Below are 21,339 nucleotides of genomic sequence, written 5' to 3' on the forward strand. Positions count from 1 at the left end.
GCCAAGTTTATGAGTGGAGTGGCTATGGGTGATCGGCATGATTATGTCGCCCTGGAGTGGGTCAAAGGCGAGATCGGGGAAACCCTGAAGCAGGCGCGGCAAGCCCTGGAGGCGTTCGTCGAGAACCCGCAGGACCCTACGCGCATGCGCTTCTGCCTGACCTATGTGCACCAGGTTCACGGCACCTTGCAGATGGTCGAGTTCTACGGCGCGGCGTTGCTCGCTGAGGAAATGGAGCAGCTGGCCAAGGCGCTGATGGAAGGTCGCGTGGCCAATCAGGGCGAAGCCCTGGAAGTGCTGATGCAGGCCATTCTGCAATTGCCGGTGTACCTCGACCGCATCCAGACCGCTCGCCGCGACCTGCCCATGGTCGTGCTGCCGCTGCTCAACGACCTGCGCGCCGCCCGTGGCGAAAAGCTACTGTCGGAAACCAGCCTGTTCTCGCCAGACATGTCCGCGCGCCTGCCCGCGCTGCCGGAAGGCAGCATGGCGCGCCTGCGTACTGCCGAATTGCCGGTACTGCTGCGCAAGCTGCGGCAGATGCTGCAGATGGCCCTGGTCGGCGTGATCCGCAATCAGGACCTGCCCACCAACCTCGGCTACATGGCGCGGGTCTTCGCGCGCCTGGAAACCCTGTGCCAGGACGCTCCGCTGGGCGGTCTGTGGCAGATCGCATCCGGTATGGCCGAAGGCCTGGCCAATGGCAGCGTGGTCAACGGTACCTCGGTGCGCACCCTGCTGCGCCAGGTCGACAAGGAACTCAAGCGCCTGGTCGAACAGGGCGCCGATGGCATCAACCAGCCCGCCCCGGATGAACTGACCAAGAATCTGCTGTTCTACGTGGCCAAGGCACCGGCGCAGTCGCCGCGCATCCGTGCGCTGAAAGAGCAGTACCGCCTCGACGAGGCGCTGCCTGACAACGAAGTGGTGGACGAAGAGCGTGCCCGTCTGGCGGGCCCTGACCGCGACGCCATGCGTTCGGTGGTCGCCGCGCTCTGTGAAGAGCTGGTACGGGTCAAGGACAGCCTCGATCTGTTCGTGCGCAGTGATCGCAGCCAGGTCAGCGAACTGGATGCCCTGCTGGCACCGCTCAAGCAGATCGCCGATACCCTGGCGGTGCTCGGTTTCGGCCAGCCGCGCAAGGTGATTCTCGACCAGATCGACGTGATTCACAGCCTGTCCCTGGGGCAGCGTGAACCCAACGATGCGGTGTTGATGGACGTCGCCGGCGCCCTGCTGTATGTCGAGGCGACGCTGGCCGGTATGGTCGGCCCGAGTGACAACAGCCAGAACGAACAGAGCCACCTGCCCACCACCGACGTGGCGCAGATCCATCAGCTGGTGATCAAGGAAGCGCGCAATGGCCTGGAGCAGGCCAAGGACGCGATCATCGAGTTCATCGCCTCGCAGTGGAATCACGAACACCTGGCGCGTGTGCCCGGCCTGCTGACTCAGGTTCGTGGCGGTTTGGCGATGATCCCGCTGCAGCGTGCCGCCGACCTGCTCAATGCCTGTAACCGCTACATCCAGGAACAGTTGCTGGCGCGCAAGGCCGTGCCCAACTGGCAGAGCCTGGATACCCTGGCCGACGCCATCACCAGCGTCGAGTACTACCTCGAGCGTCTGGCCGAGGATCACGGCACCCAGGGTGACCTGATTCTCGATGTCGCCGAGGAGAGCCTGGAAGCACTGGGTTATCCGCTCAAGGAAAAACCGTCGATTCTCGACCACGTCGAACCGCAGGAGGAAAGCCTGGCGCCGCTGGCTGACCCGCTGCAGGAAATCGAACTGCTGGGCGCCGAGGACGAACAGCTCGAAGAGCCCCTGGCCGAGACCGAGGCGCTGATCTTCGATGTAGTCGAGCCGTCCAGCGATGAGGTTGCGGATCTGCAACTGCTGGACGCTGAGCCTGAGCAGTCGGACGCCCGTGAGACTGCCGACAGCTTTACCTTCGAGCTGGACGAGCTTGAAGAGCTACCCGCCCTGCAGGACGAAGAAACCGTTGCCGCACCGCTGCTTGACGCCGAGCCGGAGCTTGAGCTCGAAGAGCTGAGCCTGGATCAACTGGCCGAGCCGGCGCAGTGGGATGAGCTGGAACTGGCCGATCTGGAACTACCGGAAGTCGAGCTACCCAGCGCACCGCAGGTGCAGGAACTGCCGGATGAACCGGCGGCGGAGAAGCCGCTGTCGATGGCCGATGTCATGGCCGCTCCGGTACAGGCGATCAACCCACCTGCTGCCGACGTGCCGCCGAGCCTGCTGCCGCCGCCTGCGGATGAGGAGCCGGTGGACGAAGAGCTGCTGGAGGTCTTCATCGAAGAAGCCGGCGAAGTGCTGGAAACCATCGCCGAGTATCTGCCGCAGTGGCAGGCCGATACCGCCAACAAGGAGGCGCTGGTCGAAGTGCGCCGCGCCTTCCATACCCTAAAAGGCAGTGGACGTATGGTGCGGGCGCTGGTGCTCGGCGAATTGGCCTGGTCCATCGAGAACCTGCTCAACCGTGTGATGGATCGCAGCATCGAACCGAGCGCCCCGGTGCAACAGGTGGTGCTGGATGTGGTCGCACTGATGCCGGCGCTGGTCGAAGAGTTTGCCGCCAAGGCGCAGCGCCAGCGTGATGATGTCGACCTGCTGGCCGCCACGGCTCATGCCCTGGCCAAAGGCCTGACGCCCCCAAAATCTAACGCCCCGGCCGCCCAGCAGGTAGCCGAGCCCGTGGGCGTTGACGACGCTACCGAGGTCGTCGAGCAGGTCGAGTCGGTCACCGACCAACCGCTCGATAGCGAGTCCCTCAATGGTGAGCCCCTTGACCCACAGTTGCTGGAAATCTTCCGCAACGAGGCGGAAACCCATCTGGATACCCTGGTGGGCTTTCTCGCTGATTGCGCCCAGGAGCTGCCGCAGCCAGTCACCGACGACCTGCAGCGTGCACTGCACACCCTCAAGGGCAGTGCCTATATGGCCGGCATCCTGCCGGTGGCAGAAATCGCTGCGCCGCTGGAGAAGCTGGTCAAGGAGTTCAAGACCAACCTGATTCAGGTGGATCTGGCGGCCGCCGAGTTGTTGAGCAGCGCCGAGGGCGTGTTCCGTATCGGTCTCGACAATCTCGAGACTCAGCCTCTGGCACCTATTCCCGGCGCCGATGCATTCCTTGCCCGCGTCCAGGCGCTGCATCAGGAACGTCTCGCCAACGCCGAAGACGAGCGCATGGCACAGAGCGGTGAAAGCCGCGATCCGCAGATGATCAGCATCTTCCTCGCCGAAGGCATGGACATCTTGCTGGATGCCGAGGACCTGCTGCGTAAATGGCGCGAGCATCCGTCCGAGCGCCAGGAGCTGTCTGCGCTGCTGGAAGAGCTGACCACGCTCGGTCGTGGCGCCGAAATGGCCGAGCTGCCGCAGATCGACGAGCTCTGCGAGGCCCTGCTGGATCTCTATGGTGCCGTCGAGGAAGGCAGCCTGGCCGTCAGCGAACGCTTTTTCGACGAAGCGGAAAAGGCTCACGAAGCGCTGATCGGCATGATGGATCAGGTCGCTGCGGCCTTGCAGGTCAGCCCGCAACCCGAGCGCGTACAGGCGCTGCGTGAGCTGCTCAGCGAAGCCATCGATCCGCATACCCTGGCCTTGCTGGCGCCTGGCGTCGAGGGGCTGGAAATCATCGAGCTAGACCAGGCCACTGCCGAGCTGGAGCAAGCTGAGGCTGAGCCAGCGCAGTGGCAAGAGACGCTCGCCGAACCGGCAATCTTCGAGGACGCTGGCCTGGAGTTGCAGGCCGAGGCCGAACTGGGTTTCAGCCCTGTCGACGCCGACCTCGATGAGGAAATGGTCGAGATCTTCCTCGAGGAGGCTGTGGATATTCTCGACAGCGCCGGTCAGGCGCTGGAGCGCTGGCTCAGTGAGCCGGACAACACCATGCCGTTGTCCTCGCTGCAGCGCGACCTGCACACCCTCAAGGGTGGTGCGCGGATGGCCGCGATTCGCCCGATTGGCGATCTTGGCCACGAACTGGAGTCGCTCTACGAGGGCTTGGTCGACCGCCGTTACAACTATTCGCCAGCGCTGGGCAGCCTGTTGCAGCAAAGCCATGATCGCCTGGCGCAGATGCTCGATCAGTTGCAGGCCCGCCAGCCGCTGGTCTCTGGTGACGACCTGATTCAGGCAATTCGTCAGTTCCGCCAGGGTGGCACGCCGCAGAGTCTGTCGGCCGCAGTGGCTCAGGTTGAACCGGCGCTGGACGACGAGTTCGTCGAGTCGATCGAAACGGTGGAGCCCGATAGCTTCGAGCTGCCGCCTCTGGCACTGGTCGAAGACGAAATCGTGCTCGACGAAGCGCCACAGGCAGAGCCTGAGGCAGGGTTGCCGCTGATCGACGAAGTCGAGCTGGTGTTGCCCGAAGACGAACTGCCGCCGCTGGCCGAGGCTATCGTCGAGCCAGAGTCAAAGCCACAAGGCACGACGCTGGCCAACTGGCATGAAGAGCGCGATCCCGAGTTGGTGGAAATCTTCCTCGAGGAAGGTTTCGACATCATCGACAGTGCCGGTGCCGCTCTGCAGCGCTGGATGGGCGACGTCGACAACAGTCTGGAGCTGGAAGCCCTGCAGCGTGACCTGCACACCCTCAAGGGTGGTGCGCGCATGGCCGAGATTCGTGAAATCGGCGACCTGGCGCATGAGCTGGAATTCCTTTACGAGGGGCTCGGTGGCGGTCGCCTGCGAGCCAGTCAGGAGTTGTTTACCCTGCTGCAGGCCTGCCACGACCGTTTGGCCGAGATGCTCGAAGCCGTGCGTGGTCAGCGCGCGGTGCCGCAGGGCCATGCCCTGATCGAGACGATCAAGCGCTTTCGTGCCAACCCTGACGAGCAGTTGAGCATGCCGTCGGCAGTCCACCTCAGGGCGGTGGTCGAGAGCGATGAAGCCGAAGAGGCTGACAGCGATATCCTTGATATCTTCCTGGAAGAAGGCGATGACCTGCTCGAAACGATGGAGGCGGCGATCGGGCGTTGGGAAGAACAACGTGATGATGTCAGCGCCATCGACGAGATGCTGCGCACGCTGCACACCCTCAAGGGCTGCGCACGCCTGGCCGGACAGAAGCGCCTTGGCGATCTCAGCCACGACCTGGAGCAGCATCTCAGCGAGGCGCTGCAGCAGGGGGCACCCTGGCCGGAAAGTCTGCTGCTCAATGTGCAGTCCGGTTTCGAAGGACTGCAGAATGAGCTCGATGTGCTGCGCCAGCGCCTCAGCGCCAGCCTCGGCGATGAGCCAGTGGTTACCGAACCAGCCGCGGCGCCGGCGAACAATCTGCTCAACCCGATCATTGCTGCCAGTGACGTGCCGGGTCAGTTGCAGGCGCCGAAGGTGCTGCCGTTCGTGCAGCGTGCGAAGGAGGCAGCGTTGGAGGCGGCATCCCGCCGCGCGCCACAGGAGTTGGTCAAGGTACCTGCCGAGTTGCTAGAGGGTCTGGTCAACCTGGCCGGTGAGACCTCGATTTTCCGTGGCCGTGTCGAGCAACAGGTGAGCGATGTCGGCTTCACCCTGAGCGAGATGGAAGCGACCATCGACCGCGTACGCGACCAGCTGCGCCGGCTCGATACCGAGACCCAGGCGCAGATTCTCAGCCGCTACCAGGCCGAGGCCGAGCGTGCCGGCTACGAGGACTTCGATCCGCTGGAGATGGACCGCCACTCGCAACTGCAGCAGCTGTCCCGTGCGCTGTTCGAGTCCGCCTCCGACTTGCTCGACCTCAAGGAAACCCTGGCGGCGAAGAACCGTGACGCCGAGACCCTGCTGCTGCAGCAGGCGCGGGTCAATACCGAGTTGCAGGAAGGCCTGATGCGTACGCGCATGGTGCCGTTCGACCGTCTGGTGCCGCGCCTGCGTCGCATCGTGCGTCAGGTCGCCGGCGAGCTGGGCAAGCAGGTCGAGTTCGTCGTCGGCAACGCCGAAGGGGAAATGGACCGCACCGTGCTCGAGCGCATCGTCGCGCCGCTGGAACACATGCTGCGCAACGCCGTCGACCATGGCATCGAGCAGGCCGAGGTACGCCGCGCAGCCGGCAAGCCGGATACCGGCACCATTCGCCTCAACCTGGGGCGTGAGGGGGCCGATATCGTCCTGACTCTGGACGATGACGGTGCAGGTATTCGCCTGGATGCCGTACGCCGTAAAGCCATCGAACGTGGCCTGATGGATGCCGACAGTGACCTCAGTGATCATGAGGTGCTGCAGTTCATCCTCGAAGCCGGTTTCTCCACGGCCGAGAAGGTCACGCAGATTTCCGGGCGTGGCGTCGGCATGGACGTGGTGCACTCGGAGGTCAAGCAACTGGGCGGCTCGATGAGCATCGAGTCGAGCCTCGGCCAGGGCACGCGCTTCACCATCCGCCTGCCGTTCACCGTGTCGGTCAACCGTGCGCTGATGGTGTACTCCGGCGAAGACCTGTATGCCATTCCGTTGAACACCATCGAAGGTATCGTGCGGGTTTCGCCGTTCGAGCTGGAGGCTTATTACGCGCCCGATGCACCGCGCTTCGAGTACGCCGGCCAGACTTACGAGCTGAAGTACCTGGGCGACCTGCTGAACAACGGTCAGCAGCCCAAGCTGGTAGGCCAGAGCCTGCCGCTGCCGGTGATCCTGGTGCGCTCCAGCGAGCATGCCGTGGCGGTGCAGGTGGACAGCCTGGCCGGTTCGCGCGAGATCGTGGTGAAGAGCCTGGGCCCGCAGTTTGCCGGGGTGCACGGGATCTCCGGTGCGACCATCCTCGGTGACGGTCGCGTGGTGGTGATTCTCGACCTGCTGGCAACCATTCGTGTGCGGCATGCACATCTGCAGAACCAGTTGACGCCGCGCCTGGCTTCGCGTCAGGCGGCCAATGAAGAGGTCGAGGCCGACCGGCCGCCGCTGGTCATGGTGGTGGACGACTCGGTCACCGTGCGCAAGGTCACCAGCCGTTTACTCGAGCGTAATGGCATGAACGTGGTCACCGCCAAGGACGGGGTCGACGCTATTGCCCAGCTCCAGGAACACAAGCCTGACATCATGCTGCTGGACATCGAAATGCCGCGCATGGATGGCTTCGAGGTGGCCACGCTGGTGCGCCACGACGAGCGCCTGAAGGACCTGCCGATCATCATGATCACTTCGCGTACCGGCGAGAAGCACCGCGAGCGGGCCATGGCCATCGGCGTCAACCAATACCTCGGCAAGCCCTATCAGGAGTCCTTGCTGCTCGACACCATCGCTCAGTTGGTGGATAGCCATCGGGTCAAACGGACATGACAGACAAAACCTCCGCGCGCATTGCAGTAATCGCCGACACCTCGTTGCAGCGCCATGTGTTGCAGCAGGCATTGGCCGGTGGCGGTTATCAGGTAGTGCTCAACAGCGACCCGGCGCGGCTCGATGAGGAGCAACTGGCAGCCTGCGAGACCGACCTGTGGTTGGTGGACCTGGCCCAGTCGGAAGATTCGCCGCTGGTCGACAGCCTGCTCGAGCGTGTCAGCGCCCCGGTGCTGTTCGGCGAGGGCCATGCCCCCGAGCGCCATTCGGAGAACTACCCGCGCTGGGAGCGCAGCCTGTTCGGCAAGCTCAAGCGCCTGGTCGGCGATCCGACCCAGGCGGTCGGGCCGAGCCTGCAGGCACTGCTCGACGAAGCGCAGCGTCCGGCACGTCTGGAGCTGCCGCAAGCACTGGCCAATACGCCGCTGAAAGCTGGCGAGCCGGCCCGTCAGATATGGCTGCTGGCTGCCTCGCTGGGTGGCCCGGCGGCGGTCAAGGCATTTCTCGATGCCCTGCCTGGCGGCCTGCCCATCGGCTTCATCTATGCCCAACACATCGACGCCAGTTTCGAGGCGACATTGCCGCAGGCGGTCGGTCGGCACAGTCAGTGGCACGTCAACTCGGCACGTCATGGCGACCCGGTGCGTTGTGGTGAGGTGGTGGTGGTGCCGATCACCCGCGAGCTGGGTTTCGCCGAAGACGGCGCGATGCAGCTTGCCGAGCGCGGCTGGCCTGAGCCGTACAGCCCCTCCATCGATCAGATGATGCTCAACCTGGCGCAGCAGTTCGGTGCCCAGTGTGGGGTGATCGCGTTCAGCGGCATGGGCAGCGATGGCAGCGCCGCCGCCGCCTACGTCAAACGCCAGGGTGGCCTGATCTGGACCCAGCGCGCCGACAGCTGCGCCAGCCCGAGCATGCCCGACAGCCTGCGCGAAGGCGGTTACAGCAGCTTCAGTGCCGACCCGCGTGAGCTGGCCGTGGCGCTGGTCAATCACCTCGCCGAACATTGCAGTTGAGGACGTTTCAATGAGCCAAGCAGTCGCCACCCAGAACAGCGCCGCCAGTCTCACCGGTTTGCTGGTGCCTCTGGCCGACCGCACTCTGCTGCTGCCCAACGTGGCGGTGGCGGAGCTGATCCCCTATCGCGCGCCGCAGGTCACTGAAGGCACTCCCGACTGGTTTCTCGGCCAGATCGCCTGGCGTGATCTGCGCTTGCCGCTGCTCTCCTTCGAGGCCGCCAGCGGCGGCCAGGCGCATGTCGCCAGTGGTGCCCGCGTTGCGGTGATCAATGCCCTGGGCGGTCGCCCCAAGGTCAAGTTCATCGCGCTGCTGGTGCAGGGTATTCCGCGCTCGCTGAAGGTCGGCAGTGAGCTGCAAGGCGCCGATGCCGAGCTGGCGCCTCTGGAGCTGGGCGCAGCGCGCGTTGGTGAGGAGGTGGTGCGTATTCCTGATCTGGTTGCACTGGAGCAACTGCTCGCCGATGCTGGCCTGATCTGAACCGAGACCCGGCGCGATCACCTCGCCCATGAAAAAGCCCCGGCATTGGCCGGGGCTTTTTCGTTACTGCGGTGCAGCTATCAGCGCTGCGGTTGCTGCACTTCGCCCTTCTCGATAGTCAGGTTCTCTTCCGAGGTGCTGGTGCCCCAGTAGTCGGCATTCTTGATACCGAGCTTCTCCGGGTGGAAGACCGGGTCCTTGCCCTCGTCCAACTGCTGCTCGTAGTCCTTCAGGCACTTGTAGGCGACCTTGTGCATGAGCAGGATGGCGATGATGTTCAGCCAGGCCATCAGGCCGACGCCGAGATCACCCAGGTCCCAGGCGAAGGTGGCAGTGTGTACGGTGCCGTACACGGTAGCCGCGATGATGCCGAACTTCAGCAGCAGGGTGAGGATGGGACGCTTCACCTTGCGGTTGATGTAGGCAATGTTGGTTTCGGCGATGTAGTAGTACGCCAGGATGGTGGTGAAGGCGAAGAAGAACAGGGCGATGGCGACGAAGGCGTTACCGAAGCCGGGCATCATGTTCTCCATCGCGGTCTGCACGTAGCCCGGGCCTGCGGCTACGCCAGCGATACCGGTGAATATCGCGCTGCCATCCGGAGCCTGCACGTTGTACTGACCAGTGATCAGCAGCATGAAGGCGGTGGCGGAGCAGACGAACAGGGTGTCGATGTAGACCGAGAAGCCCTGAACCAGGCCCTGCTTGGCCGGATGGCTGACCGCGGCGGCCGACGAAGCGTGCGGACCGGTACCCTGGCCTGCTTCGTTGGAGTAGACACCGCGCTTGACGCCCCACTGGATGGCCATGCCGACGATGGCGCCGAAACCGGCTTCGAGGCCGAAGGCGCTCTTGAAGATGAGTGCGATGACGTCCGGCAGTTGGCTGATGTTCAGCAGAATGATGACCATCGCTACCAGGATGTAGCCCAGCGCCATGAACGGTACGACCACCTGGGTGAAGTGGGCGATACGCTTGACGCCGCCGAAGATGATCAGGCCGATCAGTACGGCCAGTGCCGCCGCTGTGACGTTCGGGTCGATACCGAAGGCTGTTTGCGCGCTGGAAGCGATGGAGTTGGCCTGTACACCCGGCAGCAGCAGGCCGCAGGCGAACACGGTAACTACGGCGAACAGCCAGGCGTACCACTTCAGACCCAGGCCACGCTCGATGTAGAAGGCCGGGCCGCCACGGTATTCACCGTTGAGCTTTTCCTTGTAGACCTGACCGAGGGTGGACTCGACGAATGCCGAGCTGGCGCCGAGGAACGCCACCATCCACATCCAGAACACGGCACCTGGACCACCGAAGGTGATCGCAGTGGCTACACCGGCGATGTTGCCGGTACCGACACGACCAGCGAGGGTCATGGTCAGTGCCTGGAAGGAGGTGATGCCATGTTCATCGGTCTTGCCGGTGAACATCAGGCGAATCATTTCTTTGAAGTGGCGAACCTGTAGAAAGCGGCCGCGCAGGGAGAAGTAGAGACCAACGCCAAGACATAGATAGATCAGCGCCGGGCTCCAGACCAGACCGTTCAGGGTCGAGACCAGTTCGTTCATGCAATGCTCCTGGGCATGCGGCCGCCTTTTGGGCGGGGCCGAAGCCCGTTGATTTGTTATTGGAAGAGGAACGACGCTGCGGGGCGCCGGCCTCGGCCGCGCGCAGGTTGCTGGTGAGCGGGTCGCGCGAGCGGCGCGCAGAGCATGACAAAGACTGCCGGTCTTGCAATCTCTTGAGGTCACATTTTGTTACGCCAAGGCGACATTTTACGCCTGGAGGTCGCCCCAGAGCTGTTGGGCGACGCTCAGGGCCACCACAGGGGCCGTTTCCGTGCGCAGAACGCGTGGCCCCAGGCGGGCGGCATGGAAGCCGACGGCTTTGGCCTGGTCCACTTCTGCTTCGCTCAAACCGCCTTCCGGGCCGACCAGAAAGGCCAGGCTATTCGGTTTGTCGTGGCTTTGCAGGGGAGCTGCGATCGGGTGCAGCACCAGCTTAAGGTCGGCTTCGATCTGCTGCAGCCAGGCGGCCAGTTCCAGCGGTGGGTTGATCAGCGGCAGCACTGAGCGGCCACATTGCTCGCAGGCGCTGATCGCCACCTGGCGCCAGTGGGCCATGCGCTTGTCGGCGCGTTCGTCTTTCAGGCGTACTTCGCAGCGCGCCGAGACGATCGGGGTGATTTCGCTGGCGCCAAGCTCGGTGGCTTTCTGGATGGCCCAGTCCATGCGCTCGCCGCGCGACAGGCCCTGGCCGAGGTGGATGCGCAGCGGGGATTCACTCATCCCGGCGATGGCTTCGCGCAGTTCGACGCGCACGCTCTTCTTGCCCACTTCGATCAGCTCGCCGAGGTATTCCTGGCCGCTGCCGTCGAACAACTGCACGGCGTCACCCACTGCGTGGCGCAGCACGCGACCGATGTAATGGGCCTGCGCCTCGGGCAGGTCGTGTTGGCCGAGGGAGAGCGGGGCATCGATGAAGAAGCGGGATAGGCGCATAAGGGTAGCTGCAGGCGGTAAGTTCGAAGCGGCAAGTTTAAAGCGCTGGTGGGCACGGCGCACCCTACGGCAAGGGCGCCGCGTTTTCGCAGGGTGCGCCGTGCCCACCGGGCTTCGCTTATGGCTCGCTCAACCCGGATCGCGATGATCGGGAAAGCGGTTATCCACGGCCACGCTGACTGATTCGCGTGTGGCGATATCGATGCCCTCGCTGGCCACCTCGGCGAGGAAATCGATCTCCTCGGGCGTGATGACGTAGGGCGGCAGGAAATACACCACGCTGCCCAGTGGGCGCAGCAACGCGCCACGTTCCAATGCGTGCTGGTAGACGCGCAGGCCACGTCGCTCCTGCCAGGGGTAGGCGGTCTTGCTGGCCTTGTCCTGCACCATCTCGATGGCCAGGGCCATGCCGGTCTGGCGCACTTCGGCCACATGCGGGTGCTCGGCCAGGTGCGCGGTGGCACTGGCCATGCGCGCCGCCAGGGCCTTGTTGCGCTCGATCACATCGTCATCACGGAAGATGTCCAGGGTCGCCAGCGCAGCGGCGCAGGCCAGCGGGTTACCGGTGTAGGTATGCGAGTGAAGGAAGGCGCGCAGGGTGGCGTAGTCGTCGTAGAACGCGCTGTAGACCTCATCGGTGGTCAGCACTGCAGCCATTGGCAGGTAGCCACCGGTCAGTGCCTTGGACAACACCAGGAAATCCGGGGTGATGCCGGCCTGCTCGCAGGCGAACATCGTGCCGGTGCGGCCGAAGCCGACGGCAATCTCGTCATGGATCAGGTGCACGCCATAGCGGTCGCAGGCCTCGCGCAAAAGCTTGAGGTAGATCGGGTGGTACATGCGCATGCCGCCGGCGCCCTGGATCAGCGGCTCGACGATCACTGCTGCGACCTCATGATGATGCTCGGCCAGGGTCTGTTCCATATGGGCGAACATGAGGCGCGAGTGTTCCTCCCAGCTCACACCTTCGGGGCGCAGGTAGCAGTCCGGGCTGGGCACCTTGATAGTGTCGAGCAGCAGGGGCTTGTAGGTGTCGGTGAACAGCGACACGTCGCCCACCGACATCGCTGCGACCGTTTCGCCGTGATAGCTGTTGCTCAGGGTGACGAAGCGCTTCTTGCTCGCCTGGCCGCTGTTGAGCCAGTAGTGGAAGCTCATCTTCAACGCCACTTCGATGCCTGAGGAACCGTTGTCGGCGTAGAACACCTTGTTCAGGCCAACCGGGGTGATCTGCACCAGGCGCTCGGACAGCTCGATGACCGGTTGGTGGGTAAAGCCGGCGAGCATCACGTGCTCGAGACTATCCAACTGATCGCGAATGCGCGCGTTGATGCGCGGGTTGGCGTGGCCGAACACATTGACCCACCAGGAGCTGACCGCGTCCAGGTAGCGCTTGCCGTCGAAGTCCTCCAGCCATACGCCTGAGGCCTTGCGAATCGCCACCAGTGGCAGGCGCTCGTGATCCTTCATCTGGGTGCAGGGGTGCCACAACACGTCGAGGTCGCGTTGCATCCAGTGGTCGTTCAGGCTCATGCGAAATCTCCCAGGGTTCGGCGGCACAGCCTACCAGAAGCCGCCAGTGAGACGTGGTCGCTGCCGCTGGTCTGGTGCAATGCACCGTCCGTTCTGCTGCCGATGAACTCTGCAACGAGCGCGTTGAACTAAACTGGTCGGCGAAAGGAAGTTGAAATGAAACATCGCATTTCTCGATGTTTCATAGCGAAATTTTCCGCTTTAAATCGATATATTTGTCGTTAGTCTTGCTCGGAACTGAATTAGGGAAGCCTCCCATGCAATGGCGCAATACCTCTGTTCGTTATGGTCTGGTCAGCGTCGTGCTGCATTGGCTGGTGGCGTTGGTCGTGTTCGGTCTGTTCGCCCTCGGCTTCTGGATGGTGGGGCTCAGCTACTACGACCCGTGGCGCCAGAGTGCACCTGATCTGCACAAGAGCATCGGCATCCTGCTGTTCGCCGTGATGTTGCTGCGTCTGTTGTGGCGCCTGTGCAGCCCAGCGCCGGCAGCCCTGGCCAGCCATGGCCGGCTCACGCGCCTGGCTTCCAAGCTGGGTCATGGCGTCCTCTATCTCGGCCTTTTCGGTGTGATGATTTCCGGTTACCTGATTTCCACCGCCGATGGCCGTGGTATCGAGGTGTTTGGCCTGTTCAGTGTGCCGGCGACCCTGACCGGTATTCCGCAACAGGAAGACATTGCCGGGGCGATTCACGAATACCTGGCCTGGGGTCTGGTGATTTTCGCCGTCCTGCATTGCCTGGCCGCTCTCAAACACCATTTCATCGACCGCGACAGTACCCTGCTGCGGATGTTCGGGCGCTGAAGCAATTCATAACCGGGCTCATGCCCATCTAGATCGACAACCTCGCAAGGAGAACACCCCATGTTGAAGAACGCCCTCGCTGCACTGGTTCTGGGCTCCGCTCTGATCGGCGGCCAGGCCATGGCGGCCGATTACGCCATCGACAAGCAAGGCCAGCACGCCTTCGTCAATTTCAAGATCAGCCACCTGGGCTACAGCTGGCTGTACGGCACCTTCAAGGACTTCGACGGCACGTTCAGCTTCGATGCTGCCAACCCCGAGGCCAGCAAAGTCAACGTGACCCTGAAGACCGCCAGCGTCGACACCAACCATGCTGAACGTGACAAGCACATCCGCAGTGCCGACTTCCTCAATGCGAGCAAGCACGCTACTGCCACCTTCGAATCCACTTCGGTCAAGTCCACTGGCGAAGGCACTGCCGACGTGACCGGCAACCTGACCCTGAACGGCGTGACCAAGCCGGTGGTGATCGCTGCCAAGTTCATTGGCGAAGGCAAGGATCCGTGGGGCGGCTACCGCGCCGGCTTCGAAGGCACCACTACCCTGACGCTTAAGGACTTCGACATTTCCATGGATCTCGGCCCGGCTTCGGAAACCGTCGAGCTGATCATCTCGATCGAAGGCATCCGCAAGTAAGGAAAACGGCCGCTCAAGCGGCCACCGGATGTGGCCGCATGTTCAGCCTGCGGCAATAACAAAAACGCCACCCCATGGGGTGGCGTTTTTGTTGGTGCGGCAGCTTACTCTTCGCGGTTACGCGTCAGCAGTGCCGGCTTCTCGCCGCGTGGGCGGGTGCTGTTGCTCAGCTCGTCAAGTTGCTCGGCGCTGGGGAAGCGATCCAGGCGCGAGCCCTTGTGCATGATGATCGGCTGCTTTTCGCGCGGGTTGCGCACGGCTGCTTCGGTGCGGGGCAGCTCGTCGCGGTCCAGCGAGGTAATGCGACCGTCCGCCGGTCGGCCGCGGCCACCGCCGTTACGGCCCTGACCACCCTGGCCACGATTCTTAGCGGGGGTGCCTGGGTTGCCGCCAGCGTTGCTGCGGGGCTGCCTGTTGTTGCTGTTGGCTCTCTGGCCTTGGCCCTGAGCAGCGCCATTGCCAGCCGACCCACCGCCTGAGCGACGGCCGCGACCTTGCGGCTTGTTCTGCACCGGTACGTAATCGGCACGGTTGCCAAAATTATCGATTTCGTCGTCGAGGAACTCTTCCGGGTCGCGGTCCGGAGGCAAGGGTGGAACAGCCGGCGCAGCGCCACGACTCTGGTTGCGCGGCTGCTGACCACGGCGGTTCTGGCCCTGACCCTGTTGTTGCGGCTTGGCTTTCTGCTCCTTGCCGTTGTCCTTGCCCTTGTCTCTGCGACCACCGTTGTTGCGTTCGCCCTTGGGCTTGTCACCGCCCTGGGCATTCGGCGCCTTGGCTTGTTTCTGCCCGCGTGGCTGGCGCGGTTCGCGGGTTTCCGGGCGCTCGGCCTCGACGGTGCTGGCGTCGAAGCCCAGCAGATCGCCATCGGGGATCTTCTGCTTGGTCATGCGCTCGATGCTCTTGAGCAGCTTCTCTTCGTCCGGCGCCACCAGCGAGATGGCTTCGCCGCTACGGCCGGCACGACCGGTGCGGCCGATACGGTGAACGTAGTCTTCCTCGACGTTGGGTAGCTCGAAGTTGACCACGTGTGGCAACTGGTCGATGTCCAGGCCGCGGGCGGCGATATCGGTGGCGACGAGGATGCGCACCTGGTTCGCCTTGAAATCGGCCAGGGCCTTGGTGCGCGCGTTCTGGCTTTTGTTACCGTGAATCGCGGCAGCCGGCAGGCCGTGCTTGTCGAGGTATTCGGCGAGGCGGTTGGCACCGTGCTTGGTGCGGGTGAAGACCAGCACCTGTTCCCAGGCGCCCTGGGTGATCAGGTGGGCGAGCAGGGCGCGCTTGTGGCTGGAGGCCAGGTGGAACACGCGCTGTTCGATGCGCTCGACCGTGGTGTTCGGCGGCGTCACCTCGATGCGTTCGGGGTTGTGCAGCAACTTGCCGGCGAGGTCGGTGATGTCCTTGGAGAAGGTGGCCGAGAACAGCAGGTTCTGGCGTTTGGCTGGCAGCTTGGCCAGGACCTTCTTGACGTCGTGGATGAAGCCCATGTCGAGCATGCGGTCGGCTTCATCAAGCACGAGGATTTCGACATGAGACAGGTCGATGGCTTTCTGATTGGCCAGGTCGAGCAGGCGCCCGGGGCAGGCCACGAGCACGTCGACGCCCTTGGCCAGGGCCTGGACCTGCGGGTTCATGCCGACGCCGCCGAAGATGCAGGCGCTGACGAATTTCAAATCTCGGGCATAGACCTTGAAGCTGTCATGCACCTGAGCGGCCAGTTCGCGGGTGGGTGTCAGTACCAGCACGCGCGGTTGTTTCGGGCCGTGACGTTGTTCGCGATCCGGATGACCGCCCGGAAACAGGCGTTCGAGGATCGGCAGGGCGAAACCGCCCGTCTTACCTGTACCCGTCTGGGCCGCCACCATGAGATCGCGACCTTGCAACACGGCGGGAATGGCCCGCTGTTGCACCGGAGTGGGTTGGGTGTAGCCGGCGGACTCGACCGCACGGACTAGAGCCTCGGAGAGACCGAGGGAGGCAAAGGACATGAGCAATCCTGTACTAAGTGAGGGCGTGGCCCTGGGGGTGTAGAGCCTGGCTTGAATCACACGTGGGGGGCGTGATCCCGTCCGGTACTGCTGGCTTCTGGGAGCTAGCATCCGGGCGCAAGCCTGGCGGGAAGCCCCGAGTATAACAGAGCTGAAGCCTTGCGCAGCTACCAGCCTGTCGGTTGGTTCACGGCTTGAGCCGATCAGGGTTGGCGTAGCGCTGCTGCAGTTGGGCATAGGCAGGTTCGCGCTTGAAGCGGCGCAGTTCGTCAGCGAAGTCCTTGGCCAGGCTAGCCAGGGCAGGGTCGTGACGCAGCGCGAGGTATAGACGGTCGTGGCCGACCGCCTTGCGGTTGTAGTCGACCTGCTGTTGCAAGCCCATCTGGGTGGTCAGATAGAGGCCGGCGCGACGGTCATTGATGACCAGATCGACGCGGTGGCGGATCAGCTTGCCCAAATTGGCCTCGTGAGTCGGAGCCTCTTCGCGACTGAACAGGGGCGAGTTGCGGAAGGTTTCGTCGTTGTACCAGTAGCCTGGCGAGATGCCGATCACCAGGTCGCGCAGGTCTTCCAGGCTCTCATAGGGATAGGGGCGGTTACGTGCGTAGAACAGCACCAGTTCGACGTCACTCAGCGGCTCTTCGACGAAGAGCATGCTCGTTTCGCGCTCGGGCAGATGGAAAATATCCAGAATGCCGTCTGCATGACCCTGCTCCAGCTCCAGCAGGCAGCGCTTCCAGGGCAGGAATTGCAGGTCCAGCTTTACCCCCAGGCGCTGCAGCACCTCGCGGGTGATCTCGTAGTCGAGGCCAGCGGCCTGGCCGTCTTCTTCGTAGACGTAGGGCGCCCAGGCATCCGTGACCAGGCGCAGCGTTTCGCCGCGGGCGGCGAAGGCGCAACAGCATAGTAAAAGAGTGGCGATAATCTGGCGCTGGAATAATGGCATCGCGCCAGATTAGCGATTTTGCGGGTGCCGTGAAAGTGCGTCTTGCGCAGCCTCAGTCGACTACCCGATAGCAGGGCTCATAGGCACTGCCGCCAGGCAGCTTCATGCGGTGCTGCTCAACGAAGGACTGCAGTAGGCGATCCAGCGGGTGCATGATGGTGGTCTCACCACGAATCTCGTAGGGACCGTGCTCCTCGATCAAGCGGATGCCGTTCTCCTTGACGTTACCGGCGACGATGCCGGAGAACGCACGACGCAGGTTGGCGGCCAGGTGATGCAGCGGCTGCTCGCGGGTGAGGTTGAGGCTGGCCATGGCTTCGTGGGTCGGCTCGAACGGGTGCTGGAAGCTTTCGTCGATCTTCAGCAGCCAGTTGAAGTGGAAGGCGTCGTTGCGCTCGCGGCGGAACTGGCGCACGGTCTTGATGCCGACGGCCATCTCGCGGGCGACTTCGGCCGGGTCGTTGACGATCATGCGATAGCGCTGCTGTGCGGCCTCGCCGAGGGTGGCGCCGATGAAATCATGCAACTGCTGCAGATACGGCCCGGCGCTCTTCGGGCCGGTAAGGATGACCGGGAAGGGCAGGTCCTGGTTGTCCGGGTGGGTGAGGATACCCAGCAGGTAGAGGAACTCTTCGGCAGTGCCGGCACCGCCGGGGAAGATGATGATGCCGTGGCCGACGCGGACGAAGGCTTCCAGGCGCTTCTCGATGTCCGGCAGGATCACCAGTTCGTTGACGATCGGGTTCGGCGCTTCGGCAGCGATGATGCCGGGTTCGGTCAGGCCCAGGTAACGGCCCTTGAGGTTGCGTTGCTTGGCATGGCTGATGGTGGCACCCTTCATCGGCCCCTTCATCACGCCCGGGCCGCAACCGGTGCAGATGTCCAGGCCGCGCAGACCAAGCTCGTGACCGACCTTCTTGGTGTACTTGTATTCCTCGGTGCTGATCGAGTGGCCACCCCAGCACACCACCATCTTCGGCTCCACGCCGCTGCGCAGGGTCTGGGCGTTGCGCAGCAGGTGGAAAACGTAATCGGTGATGCCTTCGGAGCTGTCCAGATCGATGCGTTTGTTCTCCAGCTCGCTCTGCGTGTAGACGATGTCACGCAGGGCGCTGAACAGCATCTCGCGGGTGCTGGCGATCATCTCGCCATCGACGAAGGCGTCGGCCGGCGCGTTGATCAGCTCCAGACGGATGCCGCGATCCTGCTGGTGAATCTTCACTTCGAAGTCCGGGTAGGCCTCGAGGATGGTCTTGGCGTTGTCGCTGTGCGAGCCGGTGTTGAGGATCGCCAGTGCGCACTGGCGAAACAGGCGATAAACGCTACCGGAGCCGGTTTCGCGCAGTTGCTGAACTTCGCGCTGCGAGAGGGTTTCCAGGCTGCCCTTGGGGCTGACTGAGGCGTTGATCTTGGTGCGTTTGAGCATGAGGGGCGATCCTTCGGCGGCAAGGCGGGAGGGCGAAGCGAGCAGGCTGCCCAAGGCGGGCAGCCTGTGAGTAAGCGGCCTGTTAACGCGGCAGCTTGAGATTGTTCCAGATGGCCAGGCTGGGGCCGGCCAGGTTCATGCTGTAGAAGTGCAGACCGGGCGCGCCGCCTTGCAACAGGCGTTCGCACATCTCGGTGATGACCTGTTCGCCGAAGACGCGAATGCTGTCGGCGTCGTCGCCGTAGGCTTCCAGCTGCTTGCGTACCCAGCGTGGAATTTCAGCGCCGCAGGCGTCGGAGAAGCGTGCCAGCTTGCTGTAGTTGGTGATCGGCATGATGCCCGGCACCACCGGAATGTCCACGCCCAGTTTCTGCACGCGCTCGACGAAGTAGAAGTAGCTGTCGGCGTTGAAGAAGTACTGGGTGATGGCGCTGTCTGCGCCGGCCTTGGCCTTGCGCACGAAGTTGGCGATGTCGTCCTCGAAGTTGCGCGCTTGCGGGTGCATCTCAGGGTAGGCGGCGATTTCGATATGGAAGTGATCACCGGTTTCAGTGCGAATGAACTCGACCAGTTCATTGGCGTAGCGCAGCTCGCCGCTGGCCATGCCCATGCCGGATGGCAGGTCACCACGCAGGGCAACGATGCGTTTGATGCCGGCATTCTTGTACAGGTTCAGCAGCTCGCGCAGTTCGGCCTTGCTGTCACCCACGCAGGACAGGTGCGGGGCGGTGGGCACCTTGATCTCGCCATCGAGCTGCAGCACGGTGTTGAGGGTGCGGTCGCGGGTCGAACCGCCGGCGCCGTAAGTGCAGGAGAAGAAATCGGGGTTGTAGGTCGCCAGCTGGCGCGCCACGTCCATCAGTTTTTCGTGCCCGGCTTCGGTCTTGGTGGGGAAGAACTCGAAGCTGTAGCGGCGTTCTTGGCTCATAGGGTTTCTAGCCTTGGAGACGTAGGGTGGATGGCGTTTTTCCATCCACCTTGCGGGAAGTCGGCGGTGGATAAGCCATGGGCTTACCCACCCTACGCATTAGTAGCGGTAAGCGTCCGGCTTGAACGGGCCTTCCACGGTCACGCCGATGTACTCGGCCTGCTGCTTGGTCAGCTGGGTGACCACACCGCCGAAGCCCTTGACCATTTCCAGCGCCACTTCTTCGTCGAGCTTCTTCGGCAGTACTTCGACGGTCAGGCGCTCGGCCTTCTTCTCGGCGGAGAGGTCGGCGAACTTCTGCTCGAACAGGAATATCTGCGCCAGTACCTGGTTGGCGAACGAGCCGTCCATGATTCGGCTCGGGTGGCCAGTGGCGTTGCCCAGGTTCACCAGACGGCCTTCGGCCAGCAGGATCAGGTAGTCGTCGTTGGTCGGATCGAAGGTACCGGCACCGGTGCGGTGGATCTTGTGCACCTGCGGCTTGACCTCTTCCCACGCCCAGTTCTTGCGCATGAAGGCGGTGTCGATCTCGTTGTCGAAGTGGCCGATGTTGCACACCACGGCACGCTTCTTCAGGGCCTTGAGCATGCCGGCGTCGCACACATTGACGTTGCCGGTGGTGGTGACGATCAGGTCGATCTTGCCCAGCAGCGCAGCGTCGACGCTGGCCTCGGTGCCGTCGTTGATGCCGTTCTTGTACGGCGAAACCAGCTCGAAGCCATCCATGCAGGCCTGCATGGCGCAGATCGGGTCGATCTCGGAAACCTTGACGATCATGCCTTCCTGACGCAGCGACTGCGCCGAGCCCTTGCCGACGTCACCGTAGCCGATGACCAGCGCCTGCTTGCCCGACAGCAGGTGGTCGGTGCCGCGCTTGATGGCATCGTTGAGGCTGTGGCGGCAGCCGTACTTGTTGTCGTTCTTGCTCTTGGTTACGGCGTCGTTGACGTTGATCGCCGGGACTTTCAGGGTGCCGGCCTTGAGCATGTCGAGCAGACGGTGCACGCCGGTGGTGGTCTCTTCGGTGACGCCGTGGATGCGCTCGAGCATCTGCGGGTATTTCTTGTGCAGGATCTCGGTCAGGTCACCGCCGTCGTCCAGCACCATGTTGGCGTCCCACGGCTGGCCGTCCTTGAGGATGGTCTGCTCGATGCACCACTCGTACTCTTCTTCGGTTTCACCTTTCCAGGCGAACACCGGGATACCGGCAGCGGCGATGGCGGCAGCGGCCTGGTCCTGGGTGGAGAAGATGTTGCAGGAGGACCAGCGGACTTCGGCGCCCAGGGCGGTAAGCGTCTCGATCAGCACGCCAGTCTGGATGGTCATGTGAATGCAGCCGAGGATCTTCGCGCCTTTCAGCGGTTGGCTGGCGGCGTACTTGCGGCGCAGGCCCATCAGTGCCGGCATCTCGGATTCGGCGATGATCAGCTCTTTGCGGCCCCAATCGGCCAGGGAAATGTCGGCGACCTTGTAGTCGTTGAAAGCGCTCATGAAAGCTCTCCATTCGTTGTCTGCGAATGGGCGCCGTTGATGCGTATGGTTAACGCCCCATCCGAGCCTGACAAACCGGTGTCGACCGGCCTGCTGCAGCGCCCCTCGGACAGGTGGCGGGAGCGACCGGAGCTGTGCCGGTCGTTTGAAGCTGGCGGATTATAGCTGCGTGCGGCTTGCAGCCCAAGGCTTTCCGTCGCTCCATGCGCTGCGCTGCTGGCATTTGCCACCGAGGGATTGGCCGGATCGCCACTCACATACTCCTGCTTGGGTCATGGACGCTGGTCGGGACCTGGCTCAGGCTGCGCATTCCATTAC

Annotated in this window: 13 protein-coding genes and 1 riboswitch; of the genes, 5 read left to right on the forward strand and 8 right to left on the reverse strand. The window is 63.3% G+C overall.

Going from position 1 to position 21,339, the window contains the following annotated elements; genetic code table 11:
* Positions 1-24 precede the first annotated feature (24 nt).
* Genes BLT86_RS21400 through BLT86_RS21410 form a run of 3 tightly spaced genes read left to right on the forward strand, consistent with a single transcriptional unit; the run spans position 25 to position 8,775 of the window.
* A complete protein-coding gene (locus BLT86_RS21400; protein WP_092379447.1) occupies positions 25-7,278 on the forward strand; it encodes an Hpt domain-containing protein in 7,254 nt (2,417 codons plus the stop codon).
* Positions 7,275-8,294, forward strand: coding sequence for a chemotaxis protein CheB (locus BLT86_RS21405; protein WP_084340977.1), 1,020 nt, complete (start codon positions 7,275-7,277; stop codon positions 8,292-8,294). Before BLT86_RS21400 ends, BLT86_RS21405 begins: the two co-directional genes overlap by 4 nt.
* Before the next feature lie 10 nt (positions 8,295-8,304).
* Entirely contained in the window at positions 8,305-8,775 is a 471-nt protein-coding gene (locus BLT86_RS21410; RefSeq protein WP_092379450.1) for a chemotaxis protein CheW, read from the forward strand.
* A gap of 80 nt (positions 8,776-8,855) precedes the next feature.
* On the opposite strand, the gene BLT86_RS21415 is transcribed toward BLT86_RS21410, so the two are convergent.
* The 3 genes from BLT86_RS21415 to BLT86_RS21425 all read right to left on the reverse strand — a co-directional run bounded on the left by BLT86_RS21415 (position 8,856) and on the right by BLT86_RS21425 (position 12,803).
* On the reverse strand, positions 8,856-10,337 hold the full coding sequence (locus BLT86_RS21415) for an alanine/glycine:cation symporter family protein (RefSeq protein ID WP_017678440.1): 1,482 nt from the start codon (positions 10,335-10,337) through the stop codon (positions 8,856-8,858).
* A 207-nt stretch (positions 10,338-10,544) separates the two neighbouring features.
* Positions 10,545-11,270, reverse strand: a complete 726-nt coding sequence (locus tag BLT86_RS21420; protein WP_092379454.1) for a 16S rRNA (uracil(1498)-N(3))-methyltransferase — start codon at positions 11,268-11,270, stop codon at positions 10,545-10,547.
* Positions 11,271-11,399: 129 nt separating this feature from the next.
* Positions 11,400-12,803, reverse strand: a complete 1,404-nt coding sequence (locus BLT86_RS21425) for an adenosylmethionine--8-amino-7-oxononanoate transaminase (protein ID WP_092379457.1) — start codon at positions 12,801-12,803, stop codon at positions 11,400-11,402.
* A gap of 257 nt (positions 12,804-13,060) precedes the next feature.
* Between BLT86_RS21425 and BLT86_RS21430 the strand changes: the two genes are divergently transcribed.
* Together BLT86_RS21430 and BLT86_RS21435 are read left to right on the forward strand one after the other, a co-directional pair.
* The gene (locus BLT86_RS21430; protein WP_092379460.1) at positions 13,061-13,606 is read left to right on the forward strand and encodes a cytochrome b; all 546 of its coding nucleotides are present in this window, start codon (positions 13,061-13,063) and stop codon (positions 13,604-13,606) included.
* A 60-nt stretch (positions 13,607-13,666) separates the two neighbouring features.
* Positions 13,667-14,242 (forward strand): YceI family protein, encoded by a 576-nt coding sequence (locus tag BLT86_RS21435; protein ID WP_092379463.1) that lies wholly within the window; start codon positions 13,667-13,669, stop codon positions 14,240-14,242.
* 104 nt (positions 14,243-14,346) lie between these two features.
* On the opposite strand, the gene BLT86_RS21440 is transcribed toward BLT86_RS21435, so the two are convergent.
* From BLT86_RS21440 to ahcY, 5 genes are all read right to left on the reverse strand, one after another.
* On the reverse strand, positions 14,347-16,230 hold the full coding sequence (locus BLT86_RS21440; RefSeq protein WP_092379466.1) for a DEAD/DEAH box helicase: 1,884 nt from the start codon (positions 16,228-16,230) through the stop codon (positions 14,347-14,349).
* 187 nt (positions 16,231-16,417) lie between these two features.
* The gene (locus BLT86_RS21445; RefSeq protein WP_017678446.1) at positions 16,418-17,176 is read right to left on the reverse strand and encodes a substrate-binding periplasmic protein; all 759 of its coding nucleotides are present in this window, start codon (positions 17,174-17,176) and stop codon (positions 16,418-16,420) included.
* 52 nt (positions 17,177-17,228) lie between these two features.
* The gene (gene ppnN, locus BLT86_RS21450; protein ID WP_092379470.1) at positions 17,229-18,602 is read right to left on the reverse strand and encodes a nucleotide 5'-monophosphate nucleosidase PpnN; all 1,374 of its coding nucleotides are present in this window, start codon (positions 18,600-18,602) and stop codon (positions 17,229-17,231) included.
* Between the two features lie 82 nt (positions 18,603-18,684).
* A complete protein-coding gene (gene metF, locus BLT86_RS21455) occupies positions 18,685-19,530 on the reverse strand; it encodes a methylenetetrahydrofolate reductase [NAD(P)H] (RefSeq protein WP_017678448.1) in 846 nt (281 codons plus the stop codon).
* A 99-nt stretch (positions 19,531-19,629) separates the two neighbouring features.
* Positions 19,630-21,021, reverse strand: a complete 1,392-nt coding sequence (gene ahcY, locus BLT86_RS21460) for an adenosylhomocysteinase (protein ID WP_092379473.1) — start codon at positions 21,019-21,021, stop codon at positions 19,630-19,632.
* Between the two features lie 21 nt (positions 21,022-21,042).
* A riboswitch (S-adenosyl-L-homocysteine riboswitch) is annotated at positions 21,043-21,134 on the reverse strand.
* Between the last annotated feature and the right edge of the window lie 205 nt (positions 21,135-21,339).

The organism is Pseudomonas sihuiensis, assembly GCF_900106015.1.
Classification (GTDB): domain Bacteria; phylum Pseudomonadota; class Gammaproteobacteria; order Pseudomonadales; family Pseudomonadaceae; genus Aquipseudomonas; species Aquipseudomonas sihuiensis.

Excerpts from the sequence above, each read along its gene's own strand:
- BLT86_RS21400 (WP_092379447.1), top strand. The coding sequence starts at position 25 with ATGGGTGATCGGCATGATTATGTCGCCCTGGAGTGGGTCAAAGGCGAG.
- BLT86_RS21405 (WP_084340977.1), top strand. The coding sequence starts at position 7,275 with ATGACAGACAAAACCTCCGCGCGCATTGCAGTAATCGCCGACACCTCG.
- BLT86_RS21410 (WP_092379450.1), top strand. The coding sequence starts at position 8,305 with ATGAGCCAAGCAGTCGCCACCCAGAACAGCGCCGCCAGTCTCACCGGT.
- BLT86_RS21415 (WP_017678440.1), bottom strand. The coding sequence starts at position 10,337 with ATGAACGAACTGGTCTCGACCCTGAACGGTCTGGTCTGGAGCCCGGCG.
- BLT86_RS21420 (WP_092379454.1), bottom strand. The coding sequence starts at position 11,270 with ATGCGCCTATCCCGCTTCTTCATCGATGCCCCGCTCTCCCTCGGCCAA.
- BLT86_RS21425 (WP_092379457.1), bottom strand. The coding sequence starts at position 12,803 with ATGAGCCTGAACGACCACTGGATGCAACGCGACCTCGACGTGTTGTGG.
- BLT86_RS21430 (WP_092379460.1), top strand. The coding sequence starts at position 13,061 with ATGCAATGGCGCAATACCTCTGTTCGTTATGGTCTGGTCAGCGTCGTG.
- BLT86_RS21435 (WP_092379463.1), top strand. The coding sequence starts at position 13,667 with ATGTTGAAGAACGCCCTCGCTGCACTGGTTCTGGGCTCCGCTCTGATC.
- BLT86_RS21440 (WP_092379466.1), bottom strand. The coding sequence starts at position 16,230 with ATGTCCTTTGCCTCCCTCGGTCTCTCCGAGGCTCTAGTCCGTGCGGTC.
- BLT86_RS21445 (WP_017678446.1), bottom strand. The coding sequence starts at position 17,176 with ATGCCATTATTCCAGCGCCAGATTATCGCCACTCTTTTACTATGCTGT.
- ppnN (WP_092379470.1), bottom strand. The coding sequence starts at position 18,602 with ATGCTCAAACGCACCAAGATCAACGCCTCAGTCAGCCCCAAGGGCAGC.
- metF (WP_017678448.1), bottom strand. The coding sequence starts at position 19,530 with ATGAGCCAAGAACGCCGCTACAGCTTCGAGTTCTTCCCCACCAAGACC.
- ahcY (WP_092379473.1), bottom strand. The coding sequence starts at position 21,021 with ATGAGCGCTTTCAACGACTACAAGGTCGCCGACATTTCCCTGGCCGAT.